Here is a 19,118-nt window from a genome sequence, read left to right as displayed (position 1 = left end):
CGAAACCGCGCAGCCTGAAACAATTGAAACACAAGACGCTGATTTTGAAATGGCACTGAAACAATGATAACCTAGAAGATCAGGATGACGACGGACATGGCAAACGATCTTGAAGAAATTGAGAAGGCAAGAGACCTTCTGCGTGACGCCATTGAATCCCTCAAGGAAGGGTTCGCCCTTTACGATGATGACCGTCGCCTTGTCATGTTCAACCAGCGATATGGCGAAATGAACAAGGGTGTCTCGGACCTGCTGAAACCCGGTCTGGATTGGGAAATCCTGATGCGCGAGACCGCGCGCAGGGGTATTTATGCTGACGCCATAGGAAACGAACAGCAGTGGGTTTCGGACCGATTGGCCAATGGGATTGAGTTCATACAGGACTATGAGCTGACCGAAACTGACGGACGGACATATCTGGTTTCTGTACACCCAACCAAACTCGGCGGTTTTGTCGTAACGCGCGAAGATATCACCGCGCGAAAGCAGGCCGAAGTCGAAGAGCGGGACGGCGATCTTCTGATCCGAAAAGTTCTGGATGCCAGTTCAGCGATTGTGACCATGGCCCGGATTGGGGACGGACAAATATTGTATCGCACACCCGCTGCTCGTCAGTTGTTCGGTCCCTCACGGTCAGCGAAAGAGCATTATCTGAACCCGGAAGAACGCGCGGATTTCATCACGCTGCTCTTGGCCGATGGGCAGGTCAATGACTACAAGCTTGATCTGGTGAACGCGGAAGGAAAGACCTTTCCCGCCTCAATCTCTTCTCAGCTGATCGACTACAAGGGCGAAGAGGTCATTGTGACCAGCATCATCGATCACACTGTCCAGAAAGAGGCTGACGCCCTGATCCGCCAAATTATGGAGGCCTACCCAGCCGCCATTAACATGACGCATGCCGATACGGGCAAAGTGCTTTTCGCCACACCTGAAATCAGGGCGTTGTTTGGGGATAGTGAAAGCTCCAAGTCCTATTACGCCGATCCTAATGAACGCGAACGGTATCTGAAGGATCTGCGGCAAGCGGGTTCTCTCAAGGATAGGCGTATGGAATTCGTCGATATCAATGGGCGAACCTTCTGGGGTGCCGATTCCTCGCGCCTTATCCAGTTTAATGGCGAAGAAGTCATAGTCTCCAATACGCGCGACCTGACAGACGAACTGGCGATTGAAGCCGAGCTTGAAAAACAACGAGAGCTGGTTTTTCAAAACGAAAAGATGTCTGCCCTCGGCGAGCTGCTTGCCGGGGTTGCGCATGAGCTTAACAACCCTCTCTCAGTCGTTGTTGGCCATGCGCTCATGCTGAAAGAAGAGATCACCGACCCCGATCTGACCGTCAGGATAGAAAAGATCGGCAACGCCGCAGAACGGTGCGCAAAGATCGTAAAGACCTTTCTTGCGATGGCACGTCAGCAACCCAGCAAGATCGAACAGGTCGATGTGTCCAGCTTGATCGAAACAGCAGCCGATGTTGCAGGCTATGGCAGCACATCAGGCGACATCCAGATTACCCGCACCCTGCCTGCCGATATTCCGCCAATTGCCGGGGATGCCGATCAGCTGACACAGGTCATTCTCAACCTGATTATCAATGCCGAGCAGGCCATGACCTCAACCGACATTGGCGACCAGATCACACTATCAGCCGAAAACAAACCGAACACAGGAATGGTGGAGATCACGGTCAAGGACAATGGCCCCGGTATACCCAAAGCCATTCGCCCCCGCATTTTTGAACCGTTTTTCACCACGAAAGAAGTCGGCGATGGGACCGGGATCGGATTGGCGTTCTGTCATCGCATTGTCCTGTCACATGGCGGCCAGATCAGGCTGGATCAGACCGATGACACCGGTACTTGCTTTCGGATCGTCCTACCCGTGGCAGAACCCCAGATAGATGACAGTGATGATCCGATCGAGACCCCTTCGACCCTTGTTAAGCGACGTGTCTTGGTCGTGGATGATGAGGTTGAAGTGGGTAAACTGAATGCCGAAATCCTTAGAAGAGAAGGATTTCACGTCGATTTCGTCTCGTCCGGAGAAGAGGCGCTGAACCGCCTGCAGGACACCAAATACGACGTGTTTCTGAGTGACCTGAATATGCCGGGCGTTGACGGACGCAAGATTTACGAAGCGTTGGTGGCGCGTTTCCCCGATATGCTGACACGCACGGCGTATATCACCGGAGACACGATGGGAGAAAACTCGCTGGGCTTGCTGAAAGAGTCCGATCTTCCTTTCCTGGAAAAACCAGTCTCTCCCTCAGAACTCCGAGCGCTTGTCGGAAGGCTGCTCACCGAACAGGAGGACGAAGCTGATGGATGATCAAAAAGCGCATATCCTGGTCTGTGATGACGAGATCGACGTGCGCGAAATGCTTCAGGAATACCTGAACAAACGCGGCTACAAGGTCTCGGCAGCATCCGGCGGCGAAGAACTTCGGACCATCGTATCGGCCCAGGCTGTGGATGCCATAATTATGGACATCAACATGCCCAAGGAAGATGGTCTTTCCATTCTCAGATCTCTTCGCCCCGAAAACACGACGCCGGTGATCATGCTTACAGCGGCAGGTGATGTCGTGGATCGGATCATCGGGTTGGAAATGGGGGCCGACGACTATCTGGGCAAACCCGTCGACCTTCGAGAACTTGAAGCCCGGATCAAGGCAGTCCTGCGTCGCGGGGCCATCAATGAATCGGCATCCTTCGCGGGCACTGACAATGATGGCGCGCGTTTCGGGGACTATACATTGGACAAAAAAGCCGCAAAGCTGCTTGCCTTGGACGGGTCCGAAGTCCAGCTGACCGCGATGGAATACAGCTTGCTCAAGGTGTTTTCGGATAACAAAGGACGCGTGTTGAACCGCGACCAGCTTTTGGAACAGGCGCACGACCGGTCGTGGGACCCCTTTGACCGCAGTATCGACATACGGATTTCCAGATTGCGCCGAAAGCTCGAAACCAACCCCGAAAAACCGGAAATCATCAGAACCGTTCGCGGAATAGGATACTTGTACGACCCGAAGTAAACTTGGTCGCCGTCCTAGAATCCAGGTTGGCCTGCCCATTCAGCCAGTGATCGGCCAACTATCCGATTATTTACCGAAGACATAGTGCACGAATCGAAAACGACATGGTGCAAACCTGCCTGTAGTTTCGAACAAAGTGCCCACTTCAAGCTCAAGCAGTACTGTGATTTAGCTTTCTCGGCTAAGGTTGGGTTTGACGTCGAATTGTTGTGCAGCTGACCTGCCCCGCAAGGCTCCCTCATTCATAAAGAGAGTTTGCGGGCCTTGCATTCATATTCCTCGGTTTCGTTTTGAGCAAGCGCGTCGGGCGCGGAGCCCTCAAATTGCTCAAGCGTCCGACGCGCTTGTGCGGGTGTTTGGTTTCGGAGAGATGAGTGCGGCCGGACGTTGTTGTAGCCGTAACGCCAGAGCGCCAGCTTTAGGCGTGCATCATCGAGGCTGTCGAACATTTCCTCGTTCAGGAGTTCATCTCGCAGGCTGCCATTGAATGACTCGACAAAGGCATTTTGCTGCGGTTTGCCTGGATCGATGTAATGCCAGTCGACACCGTTGTCGTTTGCCCATTTCAGGATCGCCCGACTGGTGAACTCTGTTCCATTGTCACTGACGATGCTGGCGGGCTTGCCATAGATCCAGACAAGCGCATCCAGTTCCCGCGCCACACGGGCACCTGAGATGCTGGTATCCCTCAATAGGCAGAGGTTCTCTCGGCAGCAATCATCGTTCACCGCCAGAATGCGGAACCGGCACGACGCCCCGAACGTGTCCGACAGGAAATCCAGCAACCAGCGTTCGCCTGGATTCAGAGCCTTTGTCATCGGTGTCCGTGATCCGCGGGCACGCTTGCGACCTCGTCGTCGCCTGACCCCCAGTTTCTCCTCGGTATAAAGCCGATAGAGTTTCTTGTGGTTCATGATCATTCCCTTACGTTCCAGCATCACGCCGATCCGCCGATAGCCAAACTGTCGGCGCTTAGCGGCAAAAGCCTTCATATCTGCCCTGATCTCAGGATTGTCCGGCAGGCGTTCGCGCCTGACCGTATTGGGATCGACACCGACAAGTCGGCAGGCTCGGCGCTGAGAGATGTCGTGATCCCGCATCGCTATGAGCGCTGCCTCTCGCCGCTCCTTCGGCGTCGTCAGTTCTTTCCCAACAGATCATTCAGAACCACACTACCCAGCATCGTGTCCGCAAGTAGTCGCTTAAGCTTGGCATTTTCGTCTTCCAACGACCTCATCTTGGCAACGTCGGACACCTCCATCCCGCCATACTTGGACTTGTATTTGTAGAACGTGCCCTGGCTGAGGCCGTGCTTGCGGCAGACCTCCGCCGTCGGCATCCCGGCTTCCTGTTCCTTAACCATCCCGATGATTTGCGCCTCGGTGAAACGGTTCTTTCGCATTCGTTTGCTCCTTCAGAAGGTTGAGCAAACTCTACATCAGAACGAGGGAAATTTCGGGGGCAGGTCACAGCACATGCACCTCGTATCCCAGAAACAAACGAGTGGATCGACCTTGCACCCAAGGCGTGAAAAGTCCCAGAACGAAAATACCAGCCATGGCCATGGATTGGACGCTTTTTGACCATCTGACTTTTTTGAATGTCTGCTTTGTACCATGCTGGTAAGAAGTCCTCGCAGATGCAGAGAATGTCTGGATGCCAGAATTTTTGACGAACTTCCAGCACATGGTTTCGATTGTCAGACAGTTCCAACAAAAATAGCAGCAAGCCCTAATTCGTAAGACGAAGGGAAGAACCGGCTGCCCCGTCAATTTTAATCAGAAGTTCAAATCAACTACCAAACTGAAAATTTACGTGACAACACCGTTTCATAGCTGGCTGAGCTCACGACTATCGGACATGATCTGAGTTTGTTTCAACGCCGTTTGTGGAACGTGGTCGTGAGAAAAGTGCCAGAATTGCTTCTTTCTCATCCCCTCCAAAACACAATCGGCGACAGTTTCAGGGTCCATACCGTCCGCCACAACCCTGGCAACTTCTTTTTGGAATTCGTCGGTTTTCTCTGATACTGGCGCGCTTCTTTGAGCCGCACCGGGACGTTCCCCTTCGACAAGATGAGTGTGTGTCGCGCCGGGGCAAAGAACTGAGGAAGTAACACTGGAACCAGATGCCCGCAAATCTCGTTCAAGCGATTGCATTAATCCGACAACTGCAAATTTCGATGTGTTGTATGCGGCAAGAAAGGGCACCCCGTAGAGGCCTGACTCTGATGCAGTCGCATAGATATGACCTTCTTTCTGAGCCTCAAACAGCGGTAGAAAGACATGTACGCCGTGAATAACACCCCACAGATTGACGGACAGGACCCATTCCCATTCCTCAATAGTCGTCTCTTGCGTCATCGCAAACGGACCCACTCCGGCGTTGTTGCACAGCAAATGGGCCGCACCAAAAGCACTTATCGTCTCGTCTGCCACATGCTGAACGTCTTCAAGGTTTGAAACATCCGCTTCTACAATGATTGAATTGCCAATCAATGAGGACGCCGTTTCTTCCAAGGGAGGTGAACGGTGACCCACCAAAACGAGGTTCATGCCCGCTTTAGATAGTACCCGAGCAAGACCGCGTCCGATACCGCTGCCAGCTCCTGTAACAACCGCAGTTTTTCCCAAGGTTTCCATCCAGATCGCTTTTCGCCGAATTCGGGCTGTTTCCAACAATACGGGGTAAAGCACACTTTCGCCAAGTGACTCTCTGTACGACCCTAGGACAGAGCTCTTAACAACGAAGTCAGTCGTTGGGATTGGGTGTCAAAGGGAGAAGTTCAAGGACGTCCTTACCGCTCAAAACCGGTGCGATGTGGTCGACGGCCAAGTCCGTCCAGCCGCTTAGCAGCTTCGCAAGCGCTGAAGCATCGTCCGCCTCGACAATACCCCACCCTTCCAAAAGAGTGGTCGAGAACCATGGACCGGATACGGACTGCACGCCGTCGGGGATGCCGTCACCGGCATTCATGAACCGCTTTAGCGCAGCGTCGCGGGTTTCTGGAGTGAACTCAAAATGAATGTGAAAATACACAGTTTGATCCTCGGTTTTAAAAAGGTTCGGAGTAGCTTCGCATCAAGGTAATTTGGAATTAGATTTGTAGATCAACCGCCCTGTTTTGTCATCATTCAGCTTACAGGTGGTTTGCTCCGACTCCTCAGCGAGAGGTGCGCGCGACAGCAAGAAGTACCGACACCGTTCTCATAGAACCTAGGTGTTTGACCCCAAAGGTAGTTTGTTAGGTGTACCCAACGGACCTCGGCCGAAAGGCGAGAGGGGTAGCAAGGCGACTAACACAAGAGCCCAAAGCACCACTTTGTTGGATCAACTACTCTGCATGGATCTTCTTGAAAGGAATGATCCATTGACCGAGGCCCTGACCCTAGACGTTGTCGCAGTTAATCCGTCAGTTGGATCAAAAAATGTCAGACTTCAACATGCCCGTCAGATTTTGACTGCGCATTTTCTGGCCGTCAGGTTTTTGGTTTTTTGCCACTAACTTAGGTGATAGAATGTAAATGCATACTGAGGGGCTTCAGATGAAAGTACCCAAGGATACCAAAAAGATAATGGAACTTGAGAGGGAACTGCATTCGCATCTTCCTTCTGATCCGGCTCTGCGGGTCAAAGCGCTTGAGAGCCTGCTGGTCGAAAAGGGTCTGCTCAACAGCGCAACAATCGACCGATGGATCGAGGTATTCAGTGACGAGGTGGGCCCAAAGAATGGGGCACGTGTCGTTGCCAAAGCCTGGTCCGATGAAGCCTTCAAAGAGCGCCTCATGGCTGACGCCAGAAAGGCGGTCGATGAATTGGGCTACCCCAAACTCGAAGCCAACAATTTGGTGGTCGTTGAGAACACGCCCAAGCGGCACAACGTTGTCGTTTGTACCCTGTGTTCCTGCTATCCGTGGGCCATAATGGGATTACCGCCAACCTGGTACCGGTCCTTTGAATATCGCTCGCGCGTGGTGCGTGATCCGCGCGGCGTGCTTAAGGAGTTCGGCTTGGAACTGGACGATGACGTTGAAGTCAGGGTGTGGGACAGCAACGCCGACGTTCGCTACATGGTGTTGCCCGAGCGGCCTCCTAATACCGAGGGATTCAATGAAGCTGAGCTCGCGGCCCTCGTGTCGCGCGATGCAATGGTCGGCACCGCCAAAGTGACCACCACAGGGCAAGGGAACTGAGTTATGGATGGCGTCCACGACATGGGTGGGATGCATGGTTTCGGGCCAGTTGATCCATCGCGTGAGCAGCCATTTTCAAAGACCGAGTGGCGCGCCCGTATGTTTTGTCTTGAGTTGTCTTATACACAACCTGGCGGGTTCAACGTCGACTGGTTGCGCCACGTTCTGGAATGCATACCGCCCGATGTTTACCTGACAAGCGATTATTTTGATCGCTGGTACTGGCGCGATATTGGCGTTCTGGCCAACGTGGGCTGGGTCAGCATCGACGAGTTGGCAACCGGTGTGGCATCCAGTCTGCCAAAGGACGTAGGTGATCCGCTACCACCCGAGGCGGTTTCTGTAATGCTCGAACAGGGTCTCGACAGCCGTCGCGACGTCGCGGACCCACCTGCTTTCAAGCCCGGTGACCGGGTCCGCGCTAAATTTCACTCGCCGCTCGGAGCAACGCGTCTGCCACGCTACGTGCGTGGGCATGTCGGTGTGATAGAGCAATACCACGGCTGGCACGTTCTGCCCGATGCCAACGCCGTTGGCGACGAAAGACCTGAACCGCTCTACAGTGTCGGCTTTCTTGCTCAAGAACTTTGGAGCGATGCTAAGGCTTCCGGGGACATGGTCTTTCCTTGCTTTTGGGAGAGCTACCTTGAGCCAGAATGAGACATTGCAAACCGCAAGCGCCAAATTGGCCGAACCCTGGCAGGCGGAGGTGCTTGCCTTATCGATCGCTCTTCAGGAAACCGGACATTTTTCACCGGCCGAGTGGGCGACTATCCTGGCCGCTGAGATCGAAAAAGCCCGCGTGGCCGGGGATCCGACCGATGGCAGCACATATTACAGTCATGTCCTATTGGCACTGGAGCGCATTGTTGCTGAAAACGCGCTCATTCCTAGTGAAGCGCTTCAGCAAAGACGCAACGACTGGGAAGACGCCTACCGGCGGACTCCCCATGGCCAGCCAGTCACTCTACCAGAGGACCCTACAACGGGTTAGACACTCGTATGCCCGTCGCAAAAAGGGGTTTAGGTGTCTCGAATGGTGTCGGTTGACTCTTTGCGACAGGCATAGTGCACGCACTAGTTGTACGTCCGATCCAATGACGTCCCTGGCAAAGAGCGCGGAGATCAATATCGTCACCTGTGGCCCAAAACTGCTGGCTCGAGTGAAACGACAATTCTGCTATATTGGCCGAAGAACCAAAGTCATTTTTATTATCGGTACCTTCACACCAAATCTGAGACGTGTATCCGCAGCGAGGTATGCTCATGCCAATTTCCGGTCCAGAGTTAGAGGGACCAGCTCCGCTTCATGATCTGCTGGGACACGCTGCGTCTGATATGCACGACGATACGGCGTTAGTGTCGGGGACCAACGTCTGGACTTGGCAGCCGTTGAAGCGACAAATCGAAACGCTTGCCGCGCATATGCTCGCTTTGGGCCTGCAACCGGGGGATCGCATCGCGTCGCTCGTGCCCAATTGCGGCGAATTGCTCGTGCACTATTTGGCATGCCTAAAGGCTGGACTAGTCGTAGTTCCCCTAAACTATCGTTACACAGCAACGAACATCGACTACGCACTGAAGGTGAGTGAAGCGCAAATCATGCTGTTTCATGCCGAGAGGTTCGAGGACCTTGAGGCCAGCGAACAAGCACAAGGGCTGCCATTGGGGCGGATTTCAGTTGGCGGGCATGTACAAGGCGCCCGATCCTTAGAGGAATTGCTTCAGCTTGATCCTCCAACGATTGCGCTGCCAGAGCCCGATTTGAATGCGTTGGCTTTCATATTTTTCACATCCGGCAGCACCGGCACCCCAAAAGGGGTCATGCACAGCATTCGCAGCTTTGGCTCGATCACAGCAAGTTTCGCGCAAGCAATGTGTCTGACCAATGAGGATGTCGTGTTCCCGGGTGGTTCGATTTCTCATGTCGGCGGTTTGTCCACGGCATTCGCTGCGCTGTCGGTTGGCGCACCCGTAATACTTGATCACCGATTTGATAGTGATGTGGTATTGCCGCTTTTACGCAGTTGGCGCCCCACCGTCTTGGTTGCTCTACCCGCCGCGTTGATTGCACTCCAGCAAGATCACAACGCGGAACGCGCCGATTTCAGTTCGCTTCGGTTATGCATCACCGGTGGAGACAAGTTTCCTGTCAGTTTGGAGAAGGAGTTTAGCAGTCTTACGGGATTGGAAATCAAAGAGACCTATGGGCTGACAGAAGCCGCCGACTGTCTATTTGACCCTCCCAACAAGGAAACCAAACAAGGATCGGTCGGAATCGTCTGCCCGGGCTATTCAATGTCCGTGCGTGACTCTGACGGGAATGAAGTCGAAGAAGGTGACCTGTGGCTGTCAGGTGATCCGATGTTCCTGGGATACTGGAAAAACCCTAAGGCCACCGCAGAAGCTGTTCAGGACGGATGGTTCAACACTGAAGACATTATGCGAGTCGATGCTGACGGGTATTTCTGGTTTGTTGGACGGACAAAACAGATCATCGTGCATGACGGATCGAACATTGCGCCGCAGGAAGTTGAAGAGGCAGTCATGGCGCACCCGGCGATCGAATTAGCCGGAGTGGTTGGTGTGCATGATACTGTGCACGGCGAAAACGTTTGGGCTTATGCCTCAGTGAAAGACGGTGTTGCGACGCCAAGCAGCCAGGACGTTGTGGATTTAGCCCGAAAAAAAATTGGCTACAAAGCACCGGAAGTCGTCATTTTTCTCGACAGGATACCACTAAACGCCACCGGAAAAGTCGACCGGCTTGCCTTGAAGAAACTAGCGGCTGAGCGGCTTTCAGCCGCATGCGCAGATTAATTGGGCACAAGGAGAAGTAATTAAAATGGCCGAAATGTCCTTACCGCAAAGCGATCTGCTTGAAATAGAGCAGGTGCTCAGGCAAGCACTCGCGAATATTTCCAACCGCGATTTCGAGTCCTGGATTAAGCACTGGACAAACGACGCCGTGATAATGCCGCCAGAAATGAACGACGTCAAAGGTCTTGGTGAACTCAGAGCCTGGATCAGGGAATGGCCTGCAATACGGCGTTTTGAGATCGAGTCGATTGAGATCGAAGGCGCCGGCAATTTAGCGGTGGTGATATGCCACTTTGCAAGAGTACTCGAATCGCCCGATGGTGGTGAGACCCGTCGACCCGCGCGCCAGATGCTAAAATTTCGCAGGAAAGAGGGTGAAGAGTGGCAGATCGCAGCCGCGCTTTTTAACGGAATGGAATGACGTGTCACTAGGCACGTTCGTGATCTTCAGACGCTGTATTTACGTGGGTTGATCGTCCAATAAGCGCCGAGCTGCAATCAATTTGTTACAGTTAGTGTTTTTACGAACTCTTCGATACCTGAAAGCATCAGTTCAACAGAGACCGCCGCCAACAAAATGCCCAGTATGTTGGTGCCGATTTGAACTGTTGTTTCATTCAGATATCGCGCGCTGAGGCTCGCAAAAACCATAGAAATCCAATACTGAGTAGCGATCACTACGGCGACCGCCAGTATCGCAGTTAGGTCGGCAAGGGTTTTTAACCGGCTGCTAAAAATGATTGCTGTCGTGAACATACCCGGACCCGCGAGAAGCGGGATCGTCAAAGGATAGACACCGATATTCTTCTTCTTTGAAGCGGCGAAAGCCTTAGCTGACGACACATCTTTTTCAACTTTGTCCTTAACAACAAAGAGCATCTTAAATGCGAGGGCTAGAATAATCAGGCCACCGGCAATTTTGAACGATGGCAAGTGGATGCCCAGAAGCGTTAGGAGCTGATCGCCGACGATCACAGTGACAATAAGCGCGCAGAACATTGTCGCAGCGGCTGCGACGGATGTTTGTCGACGCTCCACTGTGGTGAAATCCTTAGTCATACTAACGAAGACGGGCACCGTGTAGAGCGGATTTACGAATGCAAGAAGAGCAAGCAAAAAATCAACAAACAAGTCTTGGTTGAACATGCAATCCCTCACGAGATTGGGGCGCCGTTTCAAGCCCAATCCGGAATAAAATAGCTGATGTCATAAAGCTATTCTAGCTCATATAACACAAACTGATCCGCGCACGGCCAAACCCGACATTGGGCATCGCAGGGCTGGACAAATGGAGCCGTGCAATCTGCCGATAGCTTGCTTGTCGCGAAATTTGAAAAGGAATCCTTTGTCTAAGGCAACTTGTTCGGCTCCTGACGCTAAGGCGCTGCTGGTTTGCAACTTTGATTGAGCGGCCTAATTCGCTGGTTTCCGCTCATCAATCGCGAAGTAGGAATAGATGAGAACCGTTAGAGACACGAAGGCAGCTAGCCAAAATACCGCTGCATGTGACGACATCACCGTCAGTATAGTGCTGAACAACGCCATGCCGACGGTTCCCCAAATCAGTTGGCTTAAAAGTTTGATCCCGCCCACCTGTGCCTGTATATGGGGAGGGACCGACATCGTGACAGCGCGCTGAGACGGAACAAACATAAGCGAAACAGCAGTGCCGAACAAAACGAAGCCAAGGAAAATAAGTGCCTTTGTTTTGATCATCATTCCCGCCCCAATCAGGCTGAGACCAATGGTGATGAGTACCAATCCGACAAGAGCGGGCCAGCAGGTGTCGCGCTGGTCTGATAATTTGCCGGCAATTGGCGCAAAAATGGTTGTGGGAACGACAGCTGGCAGCAAGGCCAACCCAGCCAGGAACGGGCCCCAGCCTTTTGCAGTCTGGAGATACATCGAGCCAAATACAAATGTTGCAATCTTGGCATATTGGGCAGTTCCGACTTTCAGGTTGGAGGTGGTGAATGTCGGATCTCGAAAGAGAGCAACCGCGACCAGAGGATCCTTGCGCCGGTTTTCAACAAACACGAATACCACAAGTGCGAGAACACCAACGACGAGGGCGGCGAGTACATTGCTTTGGTGCCAACCAATGTCAGGTCCCCGCATTATTCCATAGACCAAAAGCGAGAGGCCGAAGACCAGAAGCACCATACTTGCCAAATCGAAATGCTCTTCAATTTGTCTTGGTGGATCACGCTAAAACCGCCAGACAACAAAGGCGACGCACATAACGACCACTGGATTGATCCAGAAGATTCACTGCCAGGTCAGACCCGCCATCAGTGCACTACCGACCAATGGACCAACCGCCAAGAAACAGGTTCCGATCGCGCCATATACACCCAACGCTCTGCCGCGCTCAGCACCATCAAATGACAAGGCAATCAACGTCAGAGACAGTGGGAAGATTGCGGCAGCGCCCACGCCCTGAATACCCCGCGCTACAAGTAGCGTTAGCCCGTCTGGAGCAAATCCTGAGACAACGGACGCCACACCAAAAACTAACAGACCTGCGGTCAGAAGAACGCGAATTCCGACTCTGTCCCCAATTCGACCCGTTACGGCCACCAAACAGGCCAGTGTCAGAAGATAAATGTTGACCACCCAATGAGCCGATATCTCAGAAAGACCTAGTTATTCGCGTATGGTTGGAAGCGAAACGCCGACCGCTGTTTCGTCCAGCAAGATCACCCCGAGGATCGCACCCAGAAGCCGCCAACGATCATTTTTGTCAGCACCCAATACAAACCGCTCCTACAAAACTCTGCGCTACGCATCGGTCGGTGCAGAGTAACTATAATACATGATCAAAGAGGTTGTGTCTCAAGCCTATTGGCAAATCATAAATCGCTATCGACGGGTACAAATTCCTTTCGGAAAAATCTTCTGAAAGCATAAATATCTGGCAACGCAGACCTTTTCCGCGTTGTGATCAAGACTTCAATAAGCGGCCCTTAGCCGACTTTGAGCACTTCGTTGGATTTCTGCAGCCGCCAGCCCGCATTCCGGCCATTCGCAGCAAGCGCGAATTCTAGAAGGTCCGCCGTCGGGGACCGTGTGAGAAAGGCGACAATTGGCCCCTGATCATGAATGGCGACATCATCTCTACAATCTGAGTTGGTTGTCGAATTTGACCATCCCGCGAAATATTGAAATCGCTGACAATAGAGCTCTGGTGATTCAGTCAGAACGACGAAGGAGTGCATGCGCTAATCACTTTGCATGGCGTATCACCGGCATTCCGAAACCTGTGTGGCAATATGCTTGCGAAGTAGTACGCGTCCCCGGGACCCAGAACCCTGGACTGCCCATCTACGGTCACTTCAAGGCGGCCCTCTATCACAACCGCACATTCCTCTCCTTCGTGCGACAGTTCAGATCGGCCCGAGTCGGCACCGACATCGTACTCTTCTATGAGCATCTGGAGTTTTCTGTCTCGGCGCTCTCCTGCGACAAGCAAATAGGAGACTCCAGGTGATCCCAAGTCGCGCATTCTTTCGTGCGGGTAATAAAACGACTCCTCGTTTTGCAATTCAAAACTGAAGAAGAAGCCCAAACTGACGTCTACCGAGGCAAGGATCTTCTTTAGCAACGCCACGGATGGCTGAGTTGAACCGCTTTCGATTTGAGAAATCGTTCCGCTGCCCACTCCCGCGCGTTTGGCCATTTCACGTTGACTGAGGCCCTTGGTCGTCCGAATCAACTTTAGACGACGTGCCGTTTCGAGATCTGATGACAAAACCGTTACTCTAGTGCTTTCTTGCTTTGGATCGAAAGCATTTTAGGGGCGCAACGATTTTTTTCAATAACTTACAGATTAAAATAAAGCCGGGTGTGCGGAAGGTCTGAACTCTGCAAGGATTTGTCATCAAATGAAAATCTGCTTCACGAGGAATGAACGTGCTCGATCAACCCAACACAATGTCATCGTTCTGGATGCCGTTTTCGGCCAATCGTGATTTCCTTCGCGAGCCCCGGATGATCCAATCGGCCGAGGGGATGTATTATACCAGTTCCGATGGTCGTAAGGTCATGGATGGCACCGCCGGACTATGGTGCGTCAACGCGGGGCACCGTGATCCGCTGATCGTTGAAGCGGTGCAGAAACAGGTGCACGAGTTGGATTACGCACCAAACTTCCAGTTCTCCCACCCTCAGGCATTTGAGTTGTCGGCCAAGCTGACCGCGATGATGCCTGAGGGAATGAACCACGCATTCTTCACCAACTCTGGCTCCGAGTCCGTCGATACGGCGCTAAAGATAGCGCTTCACTACCATCGAATGCGCGGCGATGGGGCGCGCACGCGTTTGATCGGGCGTGAGCGTGGTTACCACGGTACCGGATTCGGTGGCATCTCGGTGGGCGGTATCGTTAAGAACCGCATGCATTTCGGAACGCTCCTTACTGGAGTCGATCATCTGCGTCACACGCATGACCCGGGAAAAAACGCATTCTCGCGCGGCTGTCCGCAGCACGGCGCCGAACTGGCGGATGATCTGGAACGATTGGTCGCGCTTCACGATGCGTCGACCATTGCAGCAGTAATCGTTGAGCCGATGGCCGGGTCCACCGGTGTGCTGTTGCCGCCGAAAGGATACTTGAAGCGGCTACGCGAAATCTGTGACCGTCATGGCATTCTGTTGATCTTCGACGAAGTTATCACTGCGTTCGGTCGACTGGGTTCGGCAACGGCATCAGAGTATTTTGATGTGAAGCCGGACATCATCACAACCGCCAAAGGCCTGACCAACGGCGTTATTCCGATGGGAGCGGTCATCGTATCCGACAAGATATATGACTCGGCGATGGAAAACGCCGATGCGCCGATTGAACTGTTCCACGGTTATACCTATTCCGCCAACCCTGTGTCCTGCGCCGCGGCGCTGGCGACTTTGGAAAGCTACAAGCAGAATGATCTATTCCGCCGCGCTGCATTGCTTTCGCAGCCCTGGGAGGATCAGCTTCACAGCCTCAAAGGTCTGCCGAACGTTATCGATATCCGCAATCTGGGATTGGTGGGCGCGGTCGAGCTGGCACCACGAAAGGGCGCGCCAGGTGCAAGGGGCTATGATGCGATGAAACGGGCCTGGGACGCCGGAATAATGATCCGTGTCACCGGAGACATCATCGCCTTATCGCCACCTCTGATCATCTCAGAACCGGAAATAACGACGCTCTGTCAAACGCTTGGAGAGGTATTGGCTGACCTGCCATAACCCCTGACCTCTAACCCCAAAAAGGACTGACATCATGAAAGATGCATCCCCGATCGCTTTGATCGGCCACTACATTAATGGCCAAATCACTGTTCCTTCCAGCGAGAAAACCCAGCCTGTTTTCAATCCCGCAACCGGTGTGCAAACCGGCCAGGTGTCGCTGGCGACTGTCCAAACTGTTGACGACGCAGTGGCCGCTGCCAAAGCAGTGTTCCCAAAGTGGTCGAACACTCCGCCGATCCGCCGCGCCCGCCTTATGAACAACTTTCTGGCCCTGGTGCGCGAGCAAAAGGATGATCTGGCGCGCGCCATCACGGTTGAGCATGGCAAGGTGTTCACCGACGCCCAAGGCGAGGTTGAGCGCGGTATTGATATCATCGAGTTTGCCTGCGGCATCCCGCAACTCCTCAAGGGCGATTACACGGAGCAGGTCTCCACTGGCATGGACAACTGGACCACGCGTCAGGCGTTGGGCGTTGTCGCCGGGATCACTCCCTTCAACTTCCCGGTCATGGTGCCGATGTGGATGTTCCCGATCGCCATCGCCGCAGGCAATACCTTTATCCTAAAGCCGTCGCCGACCGATCCGTCCGCTGCGCTGCTGTACGCGGATCTGATGCAGAAGGCCGGTTTCCCCGATGGTGTGTTCAACGTCGTGCAGGGTGACAAGGTTGCCGTGGACGCGTTGCTGGAGAACGACGACGTCAAGGCCGTGTCCTTCGTCGGCTCGACACCGATTGCGAATTACATCTACGAAGTTGGCGCGCGGCACGGCAAACGCGTTCAGGCCTTGGGCGGCGCAAAAAACCACATGCTGGTGATGCCGGATGCCGACATGAACAAGGCGGCGGACGCCCTGATCGGCGCAGCCTTTGGCTCGGCGGGCGAACGCTGCATGGCGATCTCGGTTGCTCTGCTGGTTAGTGATGCTGCCGATAAACTAATGCCGGTCCTGAAAGAGCGCGCGGAAACCTTGAAGGTCAAGAATGGCCTTGAGTTGGACGCCGAGATGGGTCCGATCGTCACGGCCGCTGCCCGTGACCGCATCAAAGGGTACATCGACTCTGGCATCGAAGAGGGTGCGGATCTGCTGGTCGATGGTCGCGACTATACCGTCGAAGGACACGAGGAAGGTTACTTCCTTGGCGGCACCCTGTTCGACAACGTCACGCCAGACATGAAGATCTACAAGGAAGAGATCTTTGGGCCGGTTCTGTCCTGCGTCCGCGTCTCAAACTTTGCCAAAGGTCTGCAACTGATCAACGACCACGAGTTTGGCAACGGCGTGTCGCTCTTCACCCGCGACGGCAATGTAGCGCGCGAATTCGGCAAGCAGGTTCAGGTCGGCATGGTCGGCGTCAATGTTCCGATCCCGGTTCCGATGGCCTGGCACGGCTTTGGCGGCTGGAAGAAGAGCCTGTTCGGCGACATGCATGCCTATGGCGAAGAGGGTGTTCGTTTCTACACCAAACAGAAATCCATCATGCAGCGTTGGCCCGAAAGCATCTCAGAAGGTGCCGAGTTCGTCATGCCAACAGCGAAATGATCATCCGATCCAAGGAGTGAAGAATATGTTCATTGGTGTTCCCAAGGAAATCAAGAACCATGAATACCGTGTTGGCTTGACCCCTGAAAGCGTCGCGGAACTGGTTTCTCATGGTCACAACGTCATCGTGGAGATCAATGCCGGCACTGGCATTGGTGCTGATGATGATGCCTATCGTGCCGCTGGCGCAGAGATTGCCGAAACCGCAGCCGATATCTTTGCCAATGCAGAGATGATTGTGAAGGTGAAGGAACCTCAGGCCGTTGAACGCGCTATGCTGCGGGAAGGTCAGATTCTTTACACCTATCTGCATCTGGCCCCCGACCCGGAACAGACCAAAGATCTGGTCGACTCGGGCGCTGTCTGCATCGCTTATGAAACCGTCACCGACGACAATGGCGGTCTGCCCCTGCTGAAACCAATGAGCCAAGTTGCCGGTCGCATGTCGATCCAGGCCGGTGCCGGTGCGTTGGAGAAAGCAAAGGGAGGCCTGGGCGTGCTGCTGGGCGGTGTGCCTGGTGTGAAACCAGGCAAGGTCGTGATCATCGGTGGCGGTGTTGTTGGGTTCAATGCAGCTCAGATGGCCGTCGGCTTGCACGCGGACGTGACCATTCTGGACCGCAATCCGGCAGTTCTTGAGAAGTTGGAGAACCATTTCGAGGCGTCGGCAAAGGTTGTCTATTCGACCAAAGCCGCATTGGAGGAAGAAGTCACCAATGCCGATCTGGTTGTTGGTGCGGTTCTGATACCGGGTGCTGCTGCGCCCAAGCTGGTCACGCGCGATCTGATCTCAAAAATGAAACCCGGTGCGGTCGTCGTGGACGTGGCGATCGATCAGGGCGGCTGCTTTGAAACGTCCAAAGCCACCACTCACGCCGAGCCCACATATGTTGTCGACGATGTTGTTCATTACTGCGTCGCCAACATGCCGGGCGCAGTCGCCCGAACGTCGACCTATGCACTGAACAACGTCACGCTGCCGCACGCTCTGGCTATTGCAAACCATGGCTGGAAGCAGGCGCTGGCAGATAATCGTCATCTGATGAACGGCCTGAACGTGGCCCACGGAAAGGTGACGTACAAGGCTGTGGCCGATGACCTTGGATACGAGTTCGTCGCCCCGGAACTTTGCTGAACTGAAGCAAAGAAATGTCCCGCCGTACGCAATGTGGCGGGACACCCACCACTGAGGAGGAAACCTTAATGATTACGAAGATTAACCGCCGCGCCCTCGGCGCGATGGGTGGCGCTGTTTTGCTTGCTGCAACCACGATCTCAACAGCAGTCGCCGCGGAAGAGATGACTCTGCGCTTTGCTGGCGTGTTCCCGATTGACCATCAGGGCACGAAAATGATGGAGCAGGTCGCAGCGGATGTCGCGGCAGCAGACGTCGGCCTGAAGATAGAAGTATTCCCGGCAAACCAACTGGGTTCAGGTGAGGCGCTGTTCGAAGATGTTGCACGCGGCAACATCGATCTGGCATCGGCGTTCATCTATGCTGACACCGATCCACGCCTGGAATTCCTGTCAATGCCGTTCCTGCTGGGCGGCTGGGATGACATGGAAAACACGCTTCTCAACATGGATTCCGAGTTCAACACCATCCTGCAAGAGATCACCGACGAATATGGCGTGCGCGTCATGGCGCAGAATCCGGAAGGGTTCATCGGCATCGTTTCGTCGCAAGAGCCCCAGAACTGGAATAATTTTGACGACAAGGGCATGAACATTCGCGTCTGGTCGTCCAGTGTCGTGAAATCAATGGTCGAAGAACTCGGGTATCAAGCGACCACCATGGCATGGGGCGACATTTTCCCCGCACTTCAGGCCGGCATTGTCGATGGAGCAATCTGCTGCACCAAGACCGCGACCTATTCCATCTTCGCCAAATCAGACGTTGGCACCCATTTTGTCGAATACAATTCGATCTCAGAGCTGACAACTTTCTACGCGTCGCAGCGGACACTCGACAAGCTGAACGACGAACAGCGCGCCGCGCTACAAGCCGCGATGACCAAGGCGTCCGAAGACTTCTTCGCCTACAACCGTGAGAATGACGAAGTGTTCGGCCAGAAATTGCTCGACAAAGGCTACACCATCCTGCGCCTGAGCGACGAAGAACAAGCAGCAATGGCCGCTCATGTCCAGGAAACGGTCTGGCCCGCAATGGCACAAAACGTCGGTCAGAACATCATCGACCGCCTGCTGGCAGCAAAAGAACAGCAATAAACACAGAGAAGAAGGGCCAGCAAATCAGTTGGCCCTTTTTTGGTCTTTGGCTCAACTAAGGGAGGGA

Annotated in this window: 17 protein-coding genes and 1 pseudogene; 11 read left to right on the top strand and 7 right to left on the bottom strand. The window is 53.8% G+C overall.

What is annotated here, in order from left to right:
- Window positions 1–84 precede the first annotated feature (84 nt).
- Window positions 85–2,328 (top strand): ATP-binding protein, encoded by a 2,244-nt coding sequence (locus ACR0D8_RS00180; protein WP_480643832.1) that lies wholly within the window; start codon window positions 85–87, stop codon window positions 2,326–2,328.
- A complete protein-coding gene (locus tag ACR0D8_RS00175; protein ID WP_480643830.1) occupies window positions 2,321–3,034 on the top strand; it encodes a response regulator in 714 nt (237 codons plus the stop codon). Before ACR0D8_RS00180 ends, ACR0D8_RS00175 begins: the two co-directional genes overlap by 8 nt.
- Before the next feature lie 242 nt (window positions 3,035–3,276).
- Here the strand turns inward: ACR0D8_RS00175 and ACR0D8_RS00170 are convergent.
- From ACR0D8_RS00170 to ACR0D8_RS00160, 3 genes are all read right to left on the bottom strand, one after another.
- A protein-coding gene (locus tag ACR0D8_RS00170) for an IS3 family transposase (RefSeq protein WP_480643828.1) occupies window positions 3,277–4,436 on the bottom strand; the annotation gives its coding sequence in 2 pieces (ribosomal slippage) (window positions 3,277–4,187 and window positions 4,187–4,436; 1,161 coding nt in all).
- Window positions 4,437–4,863: 427 nt separating this feature from the next.
- Entirely contained in the window at window positions 4,864–5,676 is an 813-nt protein-coding gene (locus ACR0D8_RS00165; RefSeq protein ID WP_480643827.1) for an SDR family oxidoreductase, read from the bottom strand.
- 109 nt (window positions 5,677–5,785) lie between these two features.
- Window positions 5,786–6,073 (bottom strand): DUF3303 domain-containing protein, encoded by a 288-nt coding sequence (locus ACR0D8_RS00160; RefSeq protein ID WP_480643826.1) that lies wholly within the window; start codon window positions 6,071–6,073, stop codon window positions 5,786–5,788.
- 506 nt (window positions 6,074–6,579) lie between these two features.
- Between ACR0D8_RS00160 and nthA the strand changes: the two genes are divergently transcribed.
- The 5 genes from nthA to ACR0D8_RS00135 all read left to right on the top strand — a co-directional run bounded on the left by nthA (window position 6,580) and on the right by ACR0D8_RS00135 (window position 10,468).
- A complete protein-coding gene (gene nthA / locus ACR0D8_RS00155; protein WP_480643825.1) occupies window positions 6,580–7,227 on the top strand; it encodes a nitrile hydratase subunit alpha in 648 nt (215 codons plus the stop codon).
- 3 nt (window positions 7,228–7,230) lie between these two features.
- Window positions 7,231–7,887, top strand: coding sequence for a nitrile hydratase subunit beta (gene nthB / locus ACR0D8_RS00150; RefSeq protein ID WP_480643823.1), 657 nt, complete (start codon window positions 7,231–7,233; stop codon window positions 7,885–7,887).
- Window positions 7,874–8,221 (top strand): nitrile hydratase accessory protein, encoded by a 348-nt coding sequence (locus tag ACR0D8_RS00145; RefSeq protein ID WP_480643821.1) that lies wholly within the window; start codon window positions 7,874–7,876, stop codon window positions 8,219–8,221. The genes nthB and ACR0D8_RS00145 overlap by 14 nt, the downstream gene beginning before the upstream one ends.
- A gap of 272 nt (window positions 8,222–8,493) precedes the next feature.
- Window positions 8,494–10,047 (top strand): class I adenylate-forming enzyme family protein, encoded by a 1,554-nt coding sequence (locus ACR0D8_RS00140; protein ID WP_480643820.1) that lies wholly within the window; start codon window positions 8,494–8,496, stop codon window positions 10,045–10,047.
- A gap of 25 nt (window positions 10,048–10,072) precedes the next feature.
- The gene (locus ACR0D8_RS00135) at window positions 10,073–10,468 is read left to right on the top strand and encodes a YybH family protein (RefSeq protein WP_480643819.1); all 396 of its coding nucleotides are present in this window, start codon (window positions 10,073–10,075) and stop codon (window positions 10,466–10,468) included.
- A 77-nt stretch (window positions 10,469–10,545) separates the two neighbouring features.
- Here the strand turns inward: ACR0D8_RS00135 and ACR0D8_RS00130 are convergent, their stop codons facing one another.
- The 4 genes and pseudogenes from ACR0D8_RS00130 to ACR0D8_RS00115 all read right to left on the bottom strand — a co-directional run bounded on the left by ACR0D8_RS00130 (window position 10,546) and on the right by ACR0D8_RS00115 (window position 13,798).
- Window positions 10,546–11,193: a MarC family protein gene (locus ACR0D8_RS00130; RefSeq protein WP_480643818.1), complete on the bottom strand. Its 648-nt coding sequence runs from the start codon at window positions 11,191–11,193 to the stop codon at window positions 10,546–10,548.
- A gap of 267 nt (window positions 11,194–11,460) precedes the next feature.
- On the bottom strand, window positions 11,461–12,210 hold the full coding sequence (locus tag ACR0D8_RS00125) for an MFS transporter (protein ID WP_480646330.1): 750 nt from the start codon (window positions 12,208–12,210) through the stop codon (window positions 11,461–11,463).
- A gap of 105 nt (window positions 12,211–12,315) precedes the next feature.
- A pseudogene (locus ACR0D8_RS00120) lies at window positions 12,316–12,681 on the bottom strand (MFS transporter); the annotation flags it as partial.
- Between the two features lie 562 nt (window positions 12,682–13,243).
- Window positions 13,244–13,798, bottom strand: a complete 555-nt coding sequence (locus ACR0D8_RS00115; protein WP_480643817.1) for a cupin domain-containing protein — start codon at window positions 13,796–13,798, stop codon at window positions 13,244–13,246.
- Between the two features lie 155 nt (window positions 13,799–13,953).
- Between ACR0D8_RS00115 and aptA the strand changes: the two genes are divergently transcribed.
- From aptA to dctP, 4 genes are all read left to right on the top strand, one after another.
- Window positions 13,954–15,276 carry an omega-aminotransferase AptA gene (gene aptA / locus ACR0D8_RS00110; protein ID WP_480643816.1) on the top strand — a complete coding sequence of 441 codons (1,323 nt, stop codon included), beginning with the start codon at window positions 13,954–13,956 and terminating at the stop codon, window positions 15,274–15,276.
- Window positions 15,277–15,310: 34 nt separating this feature from the next.
- Window positions 15,311–16,822 carry a CoA-acylating methylmalonate-semialdehyde dehydrogenase gene (locus ACR0D8_RS00105; RefSeq protein WP_480643814.1) on the top strand — a complete coding sequence of 504 codons (1,512 nt, stop codon included), beginning with the start codon at window positions 15,311–15,313 and terminating at the stop codon, window positions 16,820–16,822.
- A gap of 25 nt (window positions 16,823–16,847) precedes the next feature.
- Window positions 16,848–17,957, top strand: a complete 1,110-nt coding sequence (gene ald / locus ACR0D8_RS00100) for an alanine dehydrogenase (RefSeq protein WP_480643812.1) — start codon at window positions 16,848–16,850, stop codon at window positions 17,955–17,957.
- A 104-nt stretch (window positions 17,958–18,061) separates the two neighbouring features.
- Window positions 18,062–19,051, top strand: coding sequence for a TRAP transporter substrate-binding protein DctP (dctP, locus tag ACR0D8_RS00095; RefSeq protein ID WP_480646329.1), 990 nt, complete (start codon window positions 18,062–18,064; stop codon window positions 19,049–19,051).
- Window positions 19,052–19,118 lie beyond the last annotated feature (67 nt).

The organism is Ruegeria sp. BG10 (genome assembly GCF_056538575.1).
Note: the sequence above shows the minus strand (reverse complement) of the source record. Positions and strands in the feature narration are given on the sequence as shown.

Bases quoted from the DNA above. Each gene is read 5' to 3' on its own strand.
- ACR0D8_RS00135 (WP_480643819.1), top strand. From the start codon at position 10,073: ATGGCCGAAATGTCCTTACCGCAAAGCGATCTGCTTGAAATAGAGCAG.
- nthB (WP_480643823.1), top strand. From the start codon at position 7,231: ATGGATGGCGTCCACGACATGGGTGGGATGCATGGTTTCGGGCCAGTT.
- ACR0D8_RS00130 (WP_480643818.1), bottom strand. From the start codon at position 11,193: ATGTTCAACCAAGACTTGTTTGTTGATTTTTTGCTTGCTCTTCTTGCA.
- ACR0D8_RS00175 (WP_480643830.1), top strand. From the start codon at position 2,321: ATGGATGATCAAAAAGCGCATATCCTGGTCTGTGATGACGAGATCGAC.
- ald (WP_480643812.1), top strand. From the start codon at position 16,848: ATGTTCATTGGTGTTCCCAAGGAAATCAAGAACCATGAATACCGTGTT.
- nthA (WP_480643825.1), top strand. From the start codon at position 6,580: ATGAAAGTACCCAAGGATACCAAAAAGATAATGGAACTTGAGAGGGAA.
- ACR0D8_RS00140 (WP_480643820.1), top strand. From the start codon at position 8,494: ATGCCAATTTCCGGTCCAGAGTTAGAGGGACCAGCTCCGCTTCATGAT.
- ACR0D8_RS00165 (WP_480643827.1), bottom strand. From the start codon at position 5,676: ATGGAAACCTTGGGAAAAACTGCGGTTGTTACAGGAGCTGGCAGCGGT.
- ACR0D8_RS00125 (WP_480646330.1), bottom strand. From the start codon at position 12,210: ATGGTGCTTCTGGTCTTCGGCCTCTCGCTTTTGGTCTATGGAATAATG.
- aptA (WP_480643816.1), top strand. From the start codon at position 13,954: ATGAACGTGCTCGATCAACCCAACACAATGTCATCGTTCTGGATGCCG.
- dctP (WP_480646329.1), top strand. From the start codon at position 18,062: ATGGGTGGCGCTGTTTTGCTTGCTGCAACCACGATCTCAACAGCAGTC.
- ACR0D8_RS00105 (WP_480643814.1), top strand. From the start codon at position 15,311: ATGAAAGATGCATCCCCGATCGCTTTGATCGGCCACTACATTAATGGC.
- ACR0D8_RS00180 (WP_480643832.1), top strand. From the start codon at position 85: ATGACGACGGACATGGCAAACGATCTTGAAGAAATTGAGAAGGCAAGA.